The 15,499-nt window shown below is 64.9% G+C and carries 20 protein-coding genes; 11 read left to right on the top strand and 9 right to left on the bottom strand.

Annotated elements, in window-relative coordinates; all coding sequences use genetic code 11:
- Positions 1-7: 7 nt before the first annotated feature.
- Genes pgeF through lgt form a run of 3 tightly spaced genes read right to left on the bottom strand, consistent with a single transcriptional unit; the run spans position 8 to position 2,862 of the window.
- Positions 8-817, bottom strand: a complete 810-nt coding sequence (gene pgeF / locus Sa4125_RS16740) for a peptidoglycan editing factor PgeF (protein ID WP_223999677.1) — start codon at positions 815-817, stop codon at positions 8-10.
- A 33-nt stretch (positions 818-850) separates the two neighbouring features.
- Positions 851-1,981, bottom strand: a complete 1,131-nt coding sequence (locus Sa4125_RS16735) for an SAM-dependent methyltransferase (protein ID WP_223999676.1) — start codon at positions 1,979-1,981, stop codon at positions 851-853.
- On the bottom strand, positions 1,978-2,862 hold the full coding sequence (gene lgt, locus Sa4125_RS16730; RefSeq protein WP_223999675.1) for a prolipoprotein diacylglyceryl transferase: 885 nt from the start codon (positions 2,860-2,862) through the stop codon (positions 1,978-1,980). The genes Sa4125_RS16735 and lgt overlap by 4 nt, the downstream gene beginning before the upstream one ends.
- Positions 2,863-3,037: 175 nt before the next feature.
- Here lgt and Sa4125_RS16725 point away from each other — a divergent pair, with 175 nt between their 5' ends.
- The 5 genes from Sa4125_RS16725 to Sa4125_RS16705 all read left to right on the top strand — a co-directional run bounded on the left by Sa4125_RS16725 (position 3,038) and on the right by Sa4125_RS16705 (position 5,969).
- Positions 3,038-3,313 carry an accessory factor UbiK family protein gene (locus Sa4125_RS16725; RefSeq protein WP_223999674.1) on the top strand — a complete coding sequence of 92 codons (276 nt, stop codon included), beginning with the start codon at positions 3,038-3,040 and terminating at the stop codon, positions 3,311-3,313.
- Positions 3,314-3,605: 292 nt separating this feature from the next.
- Positions 3,606-4,106, top strand: a complete 501-nt coding sequence (locus tag Sa4125_RS16720) for a YbjN domain-containing protein (RefSeq protein WP_224007880.1) — start codon at positions 3,606-3,608, stop codon at positions 4,104-4,106.
- Positions 4,103-4,930, top strand: a complete 828-nt coding sequence (gene proC, locus Sa4125_RS16715) for a pyrroline-5-carboxylate reductase (RefSeq protein WP_223999672.1) — start codon at positions 4,103-4,105, stop codon at positions 4,928-4,930. The genes Sa4125_RS16720 and proC overlap by 4 nt, the downstream gene beginning before the upstream one ends.
- A 3-nt stretch (positions 4,931-4,933) precedes the next feature.
- Positions 4,934-5,290 carry a tRNA-binding protein gene (locus tag Sa4125_RS16710; RefSeq protein ID WP_223999670.1) on the top strand — a complete coding sequence of 119 codons (357 nt, stop codon included), beginning with the start codon at positions 4,934-4,936 and terminating at the stop codon, positions 5,288-5,290.
- Between the two features lie 178 nt (positions 5,291-5,468).
- A complete protein-coding gene (locus Sa4125_RS16705; protein WP_223999668.1) occupies positions 5,469-5,969 on the top strand; it encodes a DUF6680 family protein in 501 nt (166 codons plus the stop codon).
- 16 nt (positions 5,970-5,985) lie between these two features.
- Here the strand turns inward: Sa4125_RS16705 and Sa4125_RS16700 are convergent, their stop codons facing one another.
- The 3 genes from Sa4125_RS16700 to Sa4125_RS16690 all read right to left on the bottom strand — a co-directional run bounded on the left by Sa4125_RS16700 (position 5,986) and on the right by Sa4125_RS16690 (position 8,744).
- On the bottom strand, positions 5,986-7,281 hold the full coding sequence (locus Sa4125_RS16700; RefSeq protein ID WP_224007877.1) for an ATP-binding protein: 1,296 nt from the start codon (positions 7,279-7,281) through the stop codon (positions 5,986-5,988).
- Positions 7,282-7,465: 184 nt separating this feature from the next.
- Entirely contained in the window at positions 7,466-8,185 is a 720-nt protein-coding gene (locus tag Sa4125_RS16695; RefSeq protein WP_223999666.1) for a response regulator transcription factor, read from the bottom strand.
- Entirely contained in the window at positions 8,178-8,744 is a 567-nt protein-coding gene (locus Sa4125_RS16690) for a MarR family transcriptional regulator (protein ID WP_223999664.1), read from the bottom strand. Before Sa4125_RS16690 ends, Sa4125_RS16695 begins: the two co-directional genes overlap by 8 nt.
- Before the next feature lie 313 nt (positions 8,745-9,057).
- On the opposite strand from Sa4125_RS16690, the gene Sa4125_RS16685 reads away from it, so the two are divergent.
- Together Sa4125_RS16685 and Sa4125_RS16680 are read left to right on the top strand one after the other, a co-directional pair.
- The gene (locus tag Sa4125_RS16685; RefSeq protein ID WP_223999662.1) at positions 9,058-9,948 is read left to right on the top strand and encodes a branched-chain amino acid aminotransferase; all 891 of its coding nucleotides are present in this window, start codon (positions 9,058-9,060) and stop codon (positions 9,946-9,948) included.
- 59 nt (positions 9,949-10,007) lie between these two features.
- Complete coding sequence (locus Sa4125_RS16680; protein ID WP_224007874.1) at positions 10,008-10,640, top strand: MBL fold metallo-hydrolase; 633 nt, start codon at positions 10,008-10,010, stop codon at positions 10,638-10,640.
- A gap of 100 nt (positions 10,641-10,740) precedes the next feature.
- Here Sa4125_RS16680 and Sa4125_RS16675 read toward each other — a convergent pair whose 3' ends face one another.
- The gene (locus Sa4125_RS16675) at positions 10,741-11,613 is read right to left on the bottom strand and encodes a BA14K family protein (protein WP_223999660.1); all 873 of its coding nucleotides are present in this window, start codon (positions 11,611-11,613) and stop codon (positions 10,741-10,743) included.
- 322 nt (positions 11,614-11,935) lie between these two features.
- On the bottom strand, positions 11,936-12,151 hold the full coding sequence (locus Sa4125_RS16670) for a cold-shock protein (protein ID WP_188853002.1): 216 nt from the start codon (positions 12,149-12,151) through the stop codon (positions 11,936-11,938).
- Between the two features lie 323 nt (positions 12,152-12,474).
- On the opposite strand from Sa4125_RS16670, the gene Sa4125_RS16665 reads away from it, so the two are divergent.
- A complete protein-coding gene (locus tag Sa4125_RS16665; RefSeq protein WP_223999658.1) occupies positions 12,475-13,164 on the top strand; it encodes a hypothetical protein in 690 nt (229 codons plus the stop codon).
- A 226-nt stretch (positions 13,165-13,390) separates the two neighbouring features.
- Here the strand turns inward: Sa4125_RS16665 and Sa4125_RS16660 are convergent, their stop codons facing one another.
- Positions 13,391-13,603 (bottom strand): cold-shock protein, encoded by a 213-nt coding sequence (locus tag Sa4125_RS16660; RefSeq protein ID WP_056507579.1) that lies wholly within the window; start codon positions 13,601-13,603, stop codon positions 13,391-13,393.
- 535 nt (positions 13,604-14,138) lie between these two features.
- Here Sa4125_RS16660 and Sa4125_RS16655 point away from each other — a divergent pair.
- The 3 genes from Sa4125_RS16655 to Sa4125_RS24235 all read left to right on the top strand — a co-directional run bounded on the left by Sa4125_RS16655 (position 14,139) and on the right by Sa4125_RS24235 (position 15,494).
- Positions 14,139-14,501 (top strand): hypothetical protein, encoded by a 363-nt coding sequence (locus Sa4125_RS16655; protein ID WP_223999656.1) that lies wholly within the window; start codon positions 14,139-14,141, stop codon positions 14,499-14,501.
- Between the two features lie 162 nt (positions 14,502-14,663).
- Positions 14,664-15,209: a hypothetical protein gene (locus tag Sa4125_RS16650; RefSeq protein WP_223999655.1), complete on the top strand. Its 546-nt coding sequence runs from the start codon at positions 14,664-14,666 to the stop codon at positions 15,207-15,209.
- A 150-nt stretch (positions 15,210-15,359) separates the two neighbouring features.
- Positions 15,360-15,494 (top strand): hypothetical protein, encoded by a 135-nt coding sequence (locus tag Sa4125_RS24235; protein WP_267461339.1) that lies wholly within the window; start codon positions 15,360-15,362, stop codon positions 15,492-15,494.
- Positions 15,495-15,499 lie beyond the last annotated feature (5 nt).

Genomic DNA, 15,499 nt, shown 5'->3' with positions numbered 1-15,499 from the left:
GAAGATCCTATCGGTCGATGGCGATCGCCGCGAGCTGCCGGCCGTAGTCGGCTTCGCCACGATGTGTCGCCCGTCGGAAGGAAAAGAAGAGGTCTTCCTCTGCATAGGTGCAGCGGCCGATGAAGCTGCCGGCAACGCCGGCCCTGGCGAGGCGGGCGAGAATGAAGCCCGGCAGGTCGAACTGCGCCTTGTCGTCGGCGATGCCCGGCACGAAGAATCGCGCGGCATCGGGCGTTCCGTCGAGCACCTCGGCGCGCATCCCGGTCCCGACCTCGTAATTCGCCTGCGTGATCGTCGGGCCGAGAACCGCGACGATGTTCTCGCGCCGCGCGCCGCATTCCTCCATCCGGGCGATCGTCGCCTCGATGACGCCGCCAGCCGCTCCCCGCCAGCCCGCATGAGCGGCGCCGACCACGCCGGCCTTGCTGTCGGCAAAGAGGATCGGCCCGCAGTCGGCGGTGACGACGCCGATGGCAAGGCCCGGCGTCTTCGTCACGACGCCGTCGGCCCGGGGACGGTCGGCTGTGATCGGCTCCGTGACGATCACCGCCTCGGCCGAGTGGATCTGCCAGGGCGTCGTGATGTCTGCGTCCGGCAGTCCGAGGAAGTCGGCCGCCTTTCGCCGGTTTTCGCGGACGGCTGAGGGATCGTCGCTTGAGCCGATGCCCATGTTCAGGCCGGCATAGAGGCCGGTCGACACTCCGCCCCAGCGCGTGAAGAAAGCATGGCGGACGCCGGGAGCGTCGCCAAGGCTCGGGGCTCTCAGGACGCCTGAAGCCGGTAGCGGCGAGGCGGGGTCAGGCTGGTGATTTGACATTGCGCGGGATGTTGGTGGACCCGCAAGGCGAAGTCAATCGGCGATCTCGGTGTCAAAAGGCGGCAGCCGCAGCGGCGTGGAAGATGCTGCCAACACCTTGAAAAGACGACCCATTCCGGCCTGTCCAGTGCCCGCGAGCCGATGCGCTGCCGCAGCAATCGCCGCTTTTCCCTCGTCGTTCCCGGCTCGGCCGAGCATCCCGGCGCGCTCGGCAAGGCCGAGGCGCAGCAGGAATTCTCCCTGGTCCATGAGCGGTGACACGGCGAGCCCGGAGCGTCCGAATTCGCGGCCGAGAGCAGCAAAATCGACATGGCTGGTGATGTCCGCAGTGCCGGGATCGGCCAGCGGATCGACGAAGCCATGCGCCCGCAGCGCCTGCAGCGTGTCGCCGTAAGCGCTGCGGGCATGACCGTAGTCGAAGAGAAGTGCCAGGCCGCCGGAGGCGGCAAGACGCTGGCCGAGGGCGGCGGCGAGGGCGGTGCGCTGCGGGGAGAGTTCGATGATGTCGCCCGATTGCGGCGGTGGCAGTCCGTCGGTCATCCCGAGGGCGCCCTGCGGCACGGGCATGGTTCCGAAAGCAAGCCGGCCGTCCGGCGTCTTGCCCACCCGCTTTTCTCGCCAACCGTCCGGGGCGAAGACGTACTGGCGGATGGCAAGGGCGTCGAAGAGTTCGTTGGCGACGAGAAAGAGCGGGCCGGGCTCGATGTCGGCGAGGCGCCTGCGGTGGCGGATCGGCAGGTCGAAGGGCGCCAGCCGTTCGGCCTGGATCCGGGCGAGTCGTTCGCTGGTCTCGACCAGCGTCACCCGTGCCGCGGCAAGGAAGGAGCGGTCGAGGCGCTTCGCCGTCCTGATGATGTCGGCCATGAGCGTGCCACGGCCCGGGCCGATCTCCGCCAGCACGAACGGCGCGGGGGCGCCCTGCGCGCGCCAGGCGGCGACCAGCCAGGCGGCGACGAGTTCGCCGAACATCTGGCTGATCTCGGGTGCCGTGATGAAGTCACCGCGTGCGCCGAAGGGATCGCGGCTGGTGTAATAGCCGTGATCGGGATGAAACAGCGCGAGGTCCCAGTAACGCTCGATGCTGATCGGACCGTCGCGGTCGATCACCTCGGCGATCAGTCGGTGCAGCGGATTGCCGGCGACGGGAAGGGCTGTCTTGGTCACCGCTTGGCGATGCTGCCGGATGCTGCGGCTTCGGGCTCGATGCGCGGGGCATAGACGGTCGGCTTTGCCGACAGCATCGCCCAGAGCGAGACGAGCAGCATCGGGAGCGAGAGCACCATGCCCATCGTCAGCCAGCCGCCGTAGAGATAGCCGATCTGGACGTCGGGGACGCGAAAGAACTCGACAAAGATGCGGGCGAGGCCATAGCCGCCGATGAAGACGCCGCCGACGAAGCGCGGGCGCTTGAACATCTTGAAGTGGTGCGTCAGGAGGCGCAGGACGCACCAGAGGACGACGCCTTCGAGCAGGCCCTCGTAGAGCTGGCTCGGATGGCGCGGCTCAGGCCCGCCATTGGGAAAGACGAAGGCCCAGGGGACGGTCGTCGGCGCCCCCCAGAGCTCGGAATTGATGAAGTTGGCGATCCGGCCGAACAGGAGGCCGAAGGGAACCGACGCGGCGACGACGTCGATCAGGCTCCACAGCGGGATCTTCTGGCGCCGGGTGAAGATCGCTGTCGCGATCACGACGCCGATGAGGCCGCCATGGAAGGACATGCCGCCTTCCCAGATCCGCAGCATCGCGAAGGGATCCACGCTGTAGCGGTGAAAATCGTAGAACAGGATGGAGCCGATCCGGCCGCCGAGGATGATGCCCGCGGTGATCCACAGGATGAAGTCGTCGATCTGCAGGACCGTGATCGGCGAGACGCCGTTCGGCCATAGCTTGGCGTTGGAGACGAGCGCGCGGCCGTAGAGCCAGCCACACAATATGCCGGCGACATAGGCGAGACCGTACCAGCGCAGCGCAACCGGCCCGACCTCGAAGAACACGGGATCGATATTGGGAAAGGTCAGCACGCCGAGCGTGGACAGGGTCATCATCGGAAGGGAACGGCTCCGTTGCGTCGGGCTTTGTGCCGGGCGACCTTGGTCGCGGCGGTGGAATGGGTCAAGCCGGCGATCGGCCTGTCCGAGCGGTGCGGTGCGGGCCGGGATTGCCAAGCCGGGTCCGGCTCCCTAGTTCCGGAGTGACATATCACCTGCTGGAGATGCTTCCATGACCAATCGTGCCCCCAACCGCATGCTGGACGAATTCGCCCGGATGATGACGGACGCTGCCGGCGCGGCGCAGGGCGTTCGCCGGGAAGTGGAGACCGCGTTCCGGACACAGGGCGAGCGCCTGATCAACGGCATGGACCTCGTTCAGCGCGAAGAGTTCGAAGCGGTGCGCGACATGGCCGCCAAGGCGCGGCTCGAGAACGAGGCGTTGAAGAAACGCATCGCCGATCTCGAAGCGAGAATGCCCATCGCACCCGTCGCTGGCGATCGCTGAGGGTTTATCCACAGCTCGTCAACAGCTTTTCCCCTATTTGATCCGGACTCGAAAGCTCATTTGCGAGAGTCGCTTAAGTCTGGCGGGCAGCTCTTCTATGGGCGCCGCCTCGCTCAAATTGGTTAATATTTCCTCTACCCCCTTAAGCCCGTGAATCGCGCTCTATACACTGATTCATAAGGGTGATTCGTTGCGAAAACAGCACCTGGCAGAGGCCCTCGGGGGCCTTTGCGGCGCACCGGATGCGGCCGGACGGCGCCTGATGGCAGGTTGCGAGGGATTTGGGGTGGAAATGACTTTCGGCGAAGTGGAACTGGAGCGCCAGTTCAATCCGGTCGACGTGATCGAGCTGGTCGCGGCGAGCCGCGACTGGTCGTTCGAGCGTCCCTGCGAAGACGAAATCGCCATGTCGGTCGCGGGCGTCTGGACCGAGTACGCCGTTTCCTTCTCCTGGATGCCGGACAACGAGGCGCTGCATCTGGGATGCGCCTTCGACATGAAGGTTCCCGCACATCGCGAGGTCGAGGTGCTGAGGCTTCTGGCCAAGATCAACCCGCAGCTTCTCGTCGGTCATTTCGATCTCTGGTCGGCAGAGGGCGCGGTGATGTTCCGGCACGCGCTGCTCCTGTCGGGCGGTGCCGATCCGACGAGCCAGCAGGCCGAGCGGTTGCTGACCTGCGCGCTGGAGAACTGCGAGCGTTTCTATCAGGCCTTCCAGTTCGTCGTCTGGGCCTCAAAGGACGCCGACGACGCGCTCGCCTGCAGCCTGTTCGAGACGGCAGGCAGCGCGTGAGCGCCCTCGACGCGGGCCCGGGCCGGCTGTTGCTGGTCGGTGGCGGCAACATGGGCGGCGCGATGCTGCGCGGCTGGGTGGATTTCGGCCTGCCCGCCGACGATCTCCATGTCGTCGATCCGCAGCCAGGCGAGGCGCTGCGCGCCCTCGTCGCGGACGGGCGGCTGCGTCATTCGTCCGATGTGCCGACATCGCCCTTCGACGTCGTCGTGCTCGCGGTCAAGCCGCAGGTGATGGGGGTCGTGCTGCCGACACTGGCGCCGGCGCTTTCGCCGAAGACGCTGGTGATCTCGGTCGCCGCCGGCAAGACGGTCGCCTTCATCGCTGCGGCGCTCGGCGAGCGGCCGATCGTGCGGGCCATGCCCAACACGCCCGCTCTCATCGGTCGCGGCATCACCGGCTGCTTTGCCAATACGCTCGTGACGTCCGAGCTGCGCGAAAAGGCGGATGCGCTTCTGTCGGCGAGCGGGCCGGTCGTCTGGGTCGACGCCGAGGACGACATCGATGCGGTGACGGCGGTCTCCGGCAGCGGTCCGGCCTATGTCTTCCATCTCACCGAAGCGCTGGCCGCGGCCGGGGAGGCGCTCGGGCTGGCGCCGGATCTGGCGATGAAACTCGCGCGCCACACCGTGGCCGGCGCGGGTGAACTGATGATCCAGTCCGACGACGCTCCAGCGCAGCTGCGCCGCAACGTCACCTCGCCGAACGGCACCACCCAGGCGGCCCTCGACGTCCTGATGGCCGGGGACGATGGGCTCGGGGCGCTGATGCTGCGCGCCGTCACCGCGGCGCGCGATCGTGCGCGCGCCCTCTCGAAGGACTGAGCGATGGCCGACGCTGCGCCCAGCGCTGAGATCGCCTTCGGCGATTTCCTGAAGGTCGATATCCGTGTCGGCACGATCATCGAGGCCGAGCCCTTTCCCGAGGCGCGCAAGCCCGCCTTCCGCCTGAAGATCGATTTCGGGCCGGAGATCGGGGTGAAAAAATCCTCGGCGCAGATCACCGTGCACTACACGCCGGAGACGCTGGTCGGCCGGCAGGTCGTCGCCGTCGTCAACTTCCCGCCGCGCCAGATCGGCCCGATGCGGTCGGAAGTCCTGACGCTGGGCGTGCCGGACGAGGTGGGCGAAGTGGTGCTGCTGGCGCCGAGCCGGAGCGTACCGAACGGCGGGCGGCTGTTCTGATCGGTACTGTCAGAATTTGATTCTGTAATTGTTGTGCGGTGTTTACGAAGATCTATCATCAATCCAGGCCAGATGTCGCCGTTTAGCATCTGGAATCAATCGGTTTGTCCGGGGGCAACTATACGGATGTCCGATAGCATGACATCATATAGAGACTAAATCTCTGGGGCGTGGATGCATGAATATTGACACTTGGGCAGTTGTATTAGCGACTGCGCTCGGACCCATCGCCGCTGTTGCAATCACAGTCTGGCGGGAGGAGCGAAGGGAAAAGTACGCACGTCGCCTTGACGTCTTTCGAACACTCATGTCCACACGGCGTACCGGAATATCGCCTGAGCATGTTAGGGCGTTAAATCTTGTTGAGGTGGATTTTTTTGGAATGAAGTCCGTCGAGGAGGCATGGCGAGCTTACAAAAAACATTTAAATACCTCCTCGGACGATGGATTGTCATGGGTTGACACCAAAGAAAGGCTCTTGGCAGATTTACTATTTCAAATCTCTATCAAGTTGAATTTCAATATTCCCGCCTTGGAGATATTTCGTGGCGGATACGCCCCGGTAGGATGGGAGTACAAGGAGAATATGCAAAATGGTGTTTTGGACTATATAAATGATCTTGCGTCTGGCAATAAATGTGTTCCAGTGCTCGTCGTTGACCCGACAAAAACTGAATAATTGTTGTCCCTGAGGTCTACGCCGGGATCCGGATCATCGCCCTCAGGCCGCCAAGCTTGCTGTCGGTGAGCAGAATGTCGCCGCCGTGGCTGCGGGCGATGTCGCGGGCGATGGCGAGGCCGAGGCCGGTGCCGCCGGCGTCGATGTTGCGGGCGGTGTCGAGGCGCACGAAGGGCTTGAACACCTCTTCGCGTTGGTCGGCGGGGATGCCCGGCCCGTCGTCCTCCACCGTCACCGTCAGCCAGCGCCCCTCGTGCCGGCCGACGATGCGCACGCGGCTGGCATGGCGCAGTGCGTTTGAAACGAGATTGGTGATCAGTCTCGTGAAGGAATCCGGTCGCACCAGGATGCGCGGATCGCCGATCACCTCGGCCTCGATCTTCTTGCCCTTCAGCCGGGCCTCGTTAGCGAATTTGGCGAAGACGGGTTCGAGATCGAGTTCGGCGACATCCTCGCCCTGTTCGCCCTTGGCGAAGGCGAGATAGCCCTCCAGCATGCGCTGCATCTCGTCGACGTCCGAGTTCAGCTCGTCCTGATCCTCGCCCTCGCCGAGGAGGGCGAGTTGCAGCCGGAAGCGCGTGAGGATGGTCCGGAGGTCGTGGCTGACGCCGTTCAGCATCTGCGTGCGCTGCTCGATCTGCCTTTCGATGCGGTCGCGCATCTGGACGAAGGCGAGCGAGGCGCGGCGCACTTCGGAGGCGCCGCGCGGGCGAAAATCCTGCGGCATCGGCTGGCCCCGGCCAAAGCCGTCGGCCGCCTCCGCCAGCGCCTGGATCGGGCGGATCTGGTTGCGCAGGAAGAGGATGGCGATGAGCAGCAGCACCAGCGACGTGCCCACCATCCACAGGAGGAAGATGTGGGTGTTGGAGGCATAGGCCGAACTCCGCCGGGCGAAGACGCGCAACAGATGCTGATCGAGCTGGATGCGGATTTCGACGAGCCGCGAATTGCCGACCGTGTCGATCCAGAACGGGCGGTTGATCTGCTCGGTGATCTCGTCGCTGAGGATCCCGTCGAGGATGTTGAAGAAGGGCTTCGGTGCGGGAGCAGGCAGCGGCTCGGGTGGCAGGACGGCGATGTTGAGGTCGAGTTTTTCGCGCGCCATCCGGGTCACGGTGGCAAAGTCCGGGTCCTGCGGATAGCTCTCGATGACGTCGATGATGCCGGCGATGTCCCGCACGACGGCGGTCGACAGCCGCTGCGTCACCGTCTGCCAGTGACGCTCCATGAAGACGAAGGCGACGACCGACTGCAGGAGCACCATCGGGGCGATGATGATGATCAGCGAGCGGGGGTAGAGCCCCTTCGGCATGTGCCGGGAAACCCAGCGCGGCACATGCCGCAGCGGACCACGCCAGATGTCGAGCTTTGGCAGGGTCGCGGGGTGCAACCGCCGCGCCCAGCCTGGAAGCGGCGGCGGGGCGAGACGCGCCAGCGCCTTTCGGGTCCCGGCTCCTGGACGAATGCGCTCGAACAGGGTCATGGCGCCGCGGCGCTCAATCGACGTTCAGGCGGTAGCCGACGCCGCGGACTGTCTGCAGCCAGAGCGGATTGGCGGGATCGCTTTCGATCTTGCGGCGCAGCCGGTTGATCTGCACGTCGACCGTCCGTTCGCCGACATCGGCCTCGTCGCCGAGCAGTTCCTGCCGCTGGATCGTCTCGCCAGCCTTCAGCGCGAACTGCGCCATAATCTCCTGTTCGCGCTCGGTCAGCCGGATCATGTCGGCGCCGCGCTTCAGTTCCTTGCGCGCCAGGGAGAAGCTGAAGGGCCCGAAGCGGACGTTCTCGACTTTCAGGATCGGCGACGGCGTGCCGCGCTTCAGGATATTGTTGATCCGCAGGAGGAGTTCCCGCGGATCGAAGGGCTTGGTCAGATAGTCGTCGGCGCCCGCTTCCAGTCCCTCGATACGCTGCTCGGTCTCCGACCGGGCCGTCAGCATCAGCACCGGCGTGTCGCGGATCCGGGAGATGGCGCGCACGAGATCGAGGCCGCTTTCGCCGGGCATCATCACGTCGACCACCAGAAGATCGAAATCGAGCCCGTGCAGAATCTTGCGCGCTTCGGCGGCATCGGCGGCCATGGAGACGCGAAAACCCCGCTCGGACAGGAAGCGCGACAACAGGCTGCGGATGCGGCGGTCATCGTCGACGATCAGAAGATGCGGCGCGTCATCGTCGAGGAAAGGCGCTTTCGTCGTCGTCTGGCCCTCAATCATCCCTGGTCTCCTCGACGATGCCCTGCTTGCGGAACCAGGCCGTGGTGGTACCGCGATCGCCGGCCATCTCGCGCAGGAAGGCGATGACAGGTCGTGGATCTGTGCTGCCGGCCGTGGCCAGGGCCGCCTCGATCCGGGCGGCCTGCGCGCGCGACAGCTCCAGCGTCAGGTGGCGGCCGGACGGCGTGGGATAGAGCCGGCGCTGGCGACGGTCTTCCTCGCCTGGGATCTGCTGGATGAAGCCACCGTCGACCAGTTGCCGCAGGACCCGCGACAGCGATTGCTTGGTGATCTGCAGGAGATCGAGCAGATCGGCAATGGTCATTCCCGGCGCCCGGTTGACGAAATGCAGGACCCGGTGATGCGCCCGGCCAAAGCCGTATCGCTCCAGCACCAGATCGGCATCGGCCGTGAATTCGCGATAGGCGAAGAAGAAGAGTTCGATGATGCGAAAATCAAGCTCGCCATTCGTCTCGAGAGCCTGCGTCACGAGCCCTTCTGCCGCGGGCGCATCGGAAAGGGCTGGCAAAGCGTGGCGATCAAGCACGGTCAGATCCATCACAATGGCATATCCTGCGAAAATAGGTCAGCACCGTTGACGTAATTTCGCTCTATTGTTACACCTCTCTTGCGTCGAGGGAACAGGGCGATCGGGACGGGTCGTTCCTCCCGCGTCCATGATCCAAGGCATGTCTGCAGTTGCCATCCAGCCGAAGACTGTCCTTGATGTCTTCGGGATGCTGAAGACGGCCATCTGGATCGCCGACATGGGAAACGATCGGCTCGCGGGTTCGGTCATCGCGAAGTGCAGGGCGTCGGCGCAGCTGGCAGGTTTGACTTTAGAGGAGGGGCGCCGACGGCGCCGAGAGAAAATGAGCACAGTTCCCTTCGATCAAATGGACGGCCAGATCTGGTTCAACGGCGAGTTCGTGCCCTGGCGCGACGCCAAGGTTCACGTCCTGACCCATGGCCTTCACTATGCCAGCGCCGTCTTCGAGGGCGAGCGCGCCTATGGGGGCGAGATCTTCAAGCTTCGCGCCCACACGGACCGATTGATCGAGTCTGGCCGTCTGCTCGGCTTCAAGGTGCCGTACAGCGCCGAGGAGATCGACGCGGCATGCATCGAGCTCCTGCGGCGCCAGGGCTTTGCCGACGCCTATGTCCGCCCGATCGCGTGGCGTGGCAGCGAGATGATGGGCGTCTCGGCGCAGAACAACCGCATCAATGTCGCGATCGCGATCTGGCAGTGGCCGAGCTACTTCAATCCGGAACAGCGGATGAAGGGCATTCGCCTCGACCTGGCCGAATATCGTCGCCCCGACCCGCGCACCGCGCCGTCGAAAGCCAAGGCGAGCGGCCTCTACATGATCTGTACCATTTCAAAGCACGCGGCCGAGGCGAAGGGCTATGCCGATGCGCTCATGCTCGACTGGCGCGGCCATGTCGCCGAGGCGACCGGCGCCAACGTCTTCTTCGTGAAGGACGGCGTCATCCATACGCCGACGGCGGACTGTTTTCTCGACGGCATCACCCGGCGCACCGTCATCGAGCTGGCCAAGCGGCGCGGCCTCGAGGTGCGCGAGCGGACGATCCTTCCGGAAGAACTGGACGACCTGACCGAGTGCTTCCTGTGCGGCACGGCGGCGGAAGTGACGCCCGTCGCCGAGATCGGCCCTCACACCTTCGTGCCCGGCGAGATCAGCCGGCAGCTGATTGCCGACTATGCGGCAGAGGTGCAGCCGAAGCGGGCGGCCGCCGAGTGAGCGGGCCGGCCGATCCGTCCGCACAGCCGGGCAAGGGAGGCGCGGGAGGCGAAAGCGCGCTGGCGATCCAGATCGTCACCGTGACCCCGTTCCAGCAGAACTGCTGCCTCCTGTTTGACGAAGACAGCCTCACCGGGGTCGTGGTCGACCCCGGCGGCGATGTCGATCGTATCCTCGAAGCCATCACGCTGACGGGGATCACCGTCGAGGCGATCTGGCTGACGCATGGCCATCTCGACCACGCCGGCGGCGCCATGGCGTTGAAGGAGAGGCTGGGGGTCGCGATCTCCGGGCCGCATATCGCCGACCGGGCGCTGCTCGAGAACATCGAGCGGCAGGCGGCGATGTACGGCGTCGGGGGCGGTTTTCGGAACGCCTATCCCGATACCTGGCTCGGCGATGGCGACACGCTGTCCTTCGGCTCGCATCGCTTCGAGGTCCTGCATTGTCCCGGGCACGCACCCGGCCATGTCGTGTTCTTCAACCGCGCGACGCGGTTCCTGCATGCCGGGGACGTTCTCTTCCAGGGGTCGATCGGCCGCACGGATCTTCCGGGCGGCGACCATGCCGCGCTGATCGCCTCGATCAAGGACAAGCTCCTGCCGCTCGGCGACGACGTGACCTTCATCTGCGGCCATGGTCCGGGCAGCACGCTCGGCGAGGAACGGCTCCACAATCCCTATCTGCGTTAGGGAGCCTTTCGACAATCCCTCCGCTGTTCCGTCGAAGGGAGTCGTGCTGTCGGGCGCTTTGACCCGACAGGCGCCGGGGCGAGGCCCTTAACCGCCGGTTCTAACGCGCCGCGCAGAAACGTGCGCGGCCGTCCGTGCCGACATAGGTGCCGAGTGACGGATCGAAGCTGCGGTAGGTGGCGGTGCAGTGGCGCAGCCATCCGCTCGACCAGGGCTGCAGATCCTCGCGTTGGCTGCGATTGCCGCGGGCCGAAAAGCCACGACCCAGCCGGATGATCTTGCCGCCGCCGGCATAGGCGACATCGATCCCCTTGGTGCCGACGGGCCGGCGGTCGAGACGCTCGGCTCCGACATCGATCCATCGGGCACCGGACGGATAGATGCCGGCCGCCGACCCGGGAGGCAGTCCGTAGGGGGCGGCGCCGCCGTAATAGACGACGCGATCATCATCGTCCCGGGATATCCAGGACCGGTCGGCGGGAGCGATCTCGGTGCCATACTGGTGATTGTAGCGGGGCAGGGGACGCCGGGCGCGGGGTTCATCCCGGTGGCCACCCCAGTCGCGTTTGCGGTCGTGGCGGTGCTCGCGGTCGAAATGGCTGCGACGCCGGTCGTGATCGTCGAACCGCCTCTGGCGTTCGCGCCAGCCTCTGTTCCGGTCGGCAGACCCATATCGGCCGTAGTCGCGCTCGTCACTTCGGTACGAACCGCTGCTGGGTCTGTCGCGGTTTCGCCCGTAGTGCCTGTCGCGGTCGAAGCCGCGCCCGTGGTGATCCCGACGGAATGACGGGCCCCGATCATGGGAAAACGAGGAGTGCCGCTTTCTGACGATCTCGACGGCTTGACCGCGGCCACGGTCTCCACTGCGCATCCCGGAATCGCGGGCGAAGGCTTCGTTGACATAGCCGCCGATGAGACCGAAGAGGCTTGCGGCCAGAAGGATGGCGATGCATCTGAAATTGCGCTGTCGCATCTTTTGTCTCCGGTGTCGCTGGCGAAGTCCGAACAAACACCGTTGCAGCATCGATTCCAAGTTGTCTCTTAAGAAGTGGTAAAGAGCCCGAGGGCGCACAGGTTTGACGCGCCTTCGCGCGCGCCGTGCCGCATTCGTGGCAGTCGAGCCCAGCCTTGCACGAGCCCGGCCTCGCAGGAGCCCGGCCTCGCATGAGCCCCGGCCTTGGATGAGCCCAGCCTCGCAAAAGGGAGCCTCGTAGATGGAAGGCTCGCCCATACGGGACCTGGCGCGCCGACTTGGCGCCTGTCCTCGATCTGGTCGGCGGGAACGGTCCGGCGTCTCAGTCCGCGGCTTCGAGATTGACCGCCTTCGGGCCCTTGCCGCGCTTGTCCGGCTCGGTTTCGTAGGAGACCTTCTGGTTCTCCACCAGCCCGTTCAGCCCGGAAGCCTGGACTGCCGAGATATGAACGAAGATGTCGGCGCCCCCGTTGTCGGGCTTGATGAAGCCAAAACCTTTTTCGGTGTTGAAGAACTTGACGGTGCCAGTCTGTGCCATTGCGGTTCCCTGTTCCTTGGCGGTTCGATGCGCCGGGTAGTCTGTGACAGGCAAGTCTCGAACTGCAAGGAATGAACTGCAAGGAATGGAAATATCGCGGGTCTGATCTCGTCAAAGCCGCTCGGGAGTGCGCGTCCCCGATCCGCCATCCGTCCAGTCACACTATGTCTACGAAATTGCCCCTACAATTTTTCCATGCTATCGGCTGCTTAGAATTGCAAGTGAAAGTTTTGCGGAAGGCTTCACATTTCGTTACGTAAGACGCCAGCGGAGCCTTGCTGCGTCTACCGCATGCCCTCGCGACGAGGATGATCGGATACCCCATGACAGTTCTGGTCGCCGGCTTTGCCGCCTTTCCCCATGCCCCGATCAATCCCACGGAAGGCCTTGTGCGGGCTCTCGAGGGATGTATGACCGCGGCTGGCGAGCAAATCGTGCCCTGCCTCATTCCCGTCGACTGGGAGCGGGCATGGCCGACATTGCGGGAGGCCATCGGCGCGCACCGACCGCATGGTGTTCTCGTCTTCGGGTTGCATTCCGGCGCGGGGCGCCTGCGGTTCGAACTGACCGGGCACAATGGCCGCGAACTCGGACGGGTCGATGCCGTCGGCGGTTTCCCCTCCGGGCCGTCGGTCGCCGAAGGGCCGGAAACGCTGGAGGCAAAGCTGCCGCTGACGCGCATGACGGCCGCGTTGCGCGCCGCGGGGATCGATTTCGAATTCTCGCGCGACGCGGGTCGCTATCTCTGCAACGACATCCTCTACCATCTCTGCCACAGCGCGGCCGATCTCATGGTCGAGCACTATGGCCTCATCCATGCCCCGCTCACCGACGCAGTCATCGACGCCTACCGGGCCAAGAGTGCGATGCCGGAGTTCTGCCACACGATAGCGGAGGAAACCCTGTTCCAGGCGGCATTGGCGCTGTGTGCGAGCCTTTCAGAGCCCTCGGCTCGCCTGCCGGAGGCCGTAGCAATGCTCCCCGGGGAAGCCCGCACCCGGGATGGTAGCTGAGCCGAATAGGGGCACGCCGCTCCCATGCGGGAACCCGGCCTCAATCGGCGCCGAGGCGCGCTTCGTCCATGCTTCGTCCATGCTTCGTCGAAGGGCCCGACCGATGGAGGCGGCCACCGATGGAGGCGGCCAAAGCCGCGAAGCAAAAAGGGCCCGCCGCAAGGCGAGCCCTTTCCAATATCATGAGCGAACGTGCCTCGGAGGTATGACCCTCCGGCACCCTGCCTCAGGCGCGCTGGACGTTGACGGCCTTCGGGCCCTTGCCGCGGGTGTCGGGCTCGACGTCAAAAGTGATCTTCGCGCCGTCCTCGATGGAGGACATGCCCGCGCGCTCGAGCGCGGTCACGTGAAGGAACACGTCCTTCGCGCCGCCTTCCGGCGTGACGAAGCCGAAGCCCTTGGAGGCGTTGAAAAACTTGACGGTGCCGGTCTGGCTCATGGGATTACCCTTTCAGTGTACGATCGTGGCGGCACTCAGGCCTCCCGATCGACTCGAAAGACGGCCTGATGGCATCTTCCGAACAAAATTGACGTCCTCGGAAGAGGGCGTCGGCGGTTTCGGAAGTTCACGTCGTATCGGCGAAAGGGTCGAAGTCGTGCAGTGGCCGGATGCGGTAAACCGAATTCGGCTGGTCCGCGGGGACACCCACGGCAAGGAACGTCTAACCAGTCTCCGGGTCAGCAAATGCCCGAACATGTATTTTTTAGGACAGCCAAAGCGCCGACGCAAGAGCAACGGCCGGGCGAGCTTTGCCGCACTGCAACCAATCAATACTACGCGTAGACGCGCATGGTGCCGCGCCACTGTCACGCAACCGGGAATCCCTCAATTTATTCATCACGATGATGTCACGGCCTATGGGCCGGCTCGGGCCGTTTTTGCGGAACGGATGCGGGCTCGACCTGTTGTGCTTTCATACTCCGCACAACGGAGCCGAGCCGGCCGGGAGCCGGCAACAGTCAAGGATTTCATTATGAAGAAGATCATTCTCGCCGCCGGCTTTTCGCTGATCAGCACCGTCGCCTTCGCTCAAGCCACGACGACCCAGGGCGCCACCACGGGTGCCAACGCTTCCGAGACGACCTCGCCGAATGGCGTCGATTCGACCACGATCGGTGGTCAGGGCACCGGAGCCGGCGCGAACGCCAGTGGCGCCGTTATCCTTCCCGAGGGCACTTCGGACGACAACATGGCCACGGGCAGCATGACCCCGGATATGCCGAAGGATGCAGCCACGGCTGGCGCGAACGCTTCCGCGACGACTTCGGTCGGCGGTGTCGACTCGACGACGACGGGCGGCCAGGGCACGGGTGCCGGCGCCGACATGGCCAAGTAAGACAGATCGGCCCCGTCCGGGCCGCGATCGAGCCTCTCCGCTTTCGGGCGGGGAGGCTTTTTGTTGTCCGGGCCAGAAGGAGCGCTGCATTCTCCCCACATCGTTCCAGCCTTGGGCGAGCCCGCTGCGCTAGAAGGCGAAAAGCGCTACTGGAGTGACCCCATGTTTCGAAACTTCGCCCTCGGCCTTACCCTCGCTCTCATGCTCTCGCCGGCCAACGCGCAGGAGATCATCCCGGGCTGGACATCCGGCCCCCCGGCCGATGCGACCATGGACAAGGGCCGCCGTTTCGACTGCGCCGGCACCGCCTGCCCGCCGGAAGGCCTCTCCTGCCTCCACGCCGCAGCGCCTCACATGCAGGGGAAGCGCGTCGTCCCGACCTCCGACCTGCTGCGGCGGAAAGGCATGCCGTGGAAGGAGATCGAGGCCTGGCTCGGCCAGAAGCTCGTGATGCTGAAGCCGGACCTCGCCGGCAAGGTGACGCCGAAGACCTGGACCATCGCCGAGGCGGCAAAACTCGCCGCCGACCGAAAATACGTCGAAAAACGCTACGACACCGGCGCCGCCGGCGAGGTGCCGTTGGCGCTGTGGATGGAAAAGGGCGCGATGAACGTCGTCGTCTGCACGACGGCGGCCGACGGCGCGGCCCGCATCGCCGCGCTGGTGCAGGCGCTGAACAAAGGCGACGTGATGCCGGTGAAGGATTAGCCGACGGCGCATTTGTGAGGAGATTGGAGTCAAGGGATCCTGGCATTCTCGCAGGCCGGATCGCTTCGGTGTAAGACGCATCTTACATTCGCCGCGGCGCCCGTGCTCCTGCACCGAGATGCCGATCACGCTATTGCCGAAGGACCCATCATGAAACTCCTCCTCGTCATTCTGTCCTCGCTGCTGCTCTCGAGCTGTCTGACCGAGATCAACAAGCCGATCCAGCCAAACGATTCCTGGCGTGAGAAAGCCGAGGCGACGAGCAATCCGATGGGCGCGGAGTAGGCCAG

The organism is Aureimonas sp. SA4125 (genome assembly GCF_019973775.1).
Classification (GTDB): Bacteria; Pseudomonadota; Alphaproteobacteria; order Rhizobiales; family Rhizobiaceae; genus Plantimonas.
Note: the sequence above shows the minus strand (reverse complement) of the source record. Positions and strands in the feature narration are given on the sequence as shown.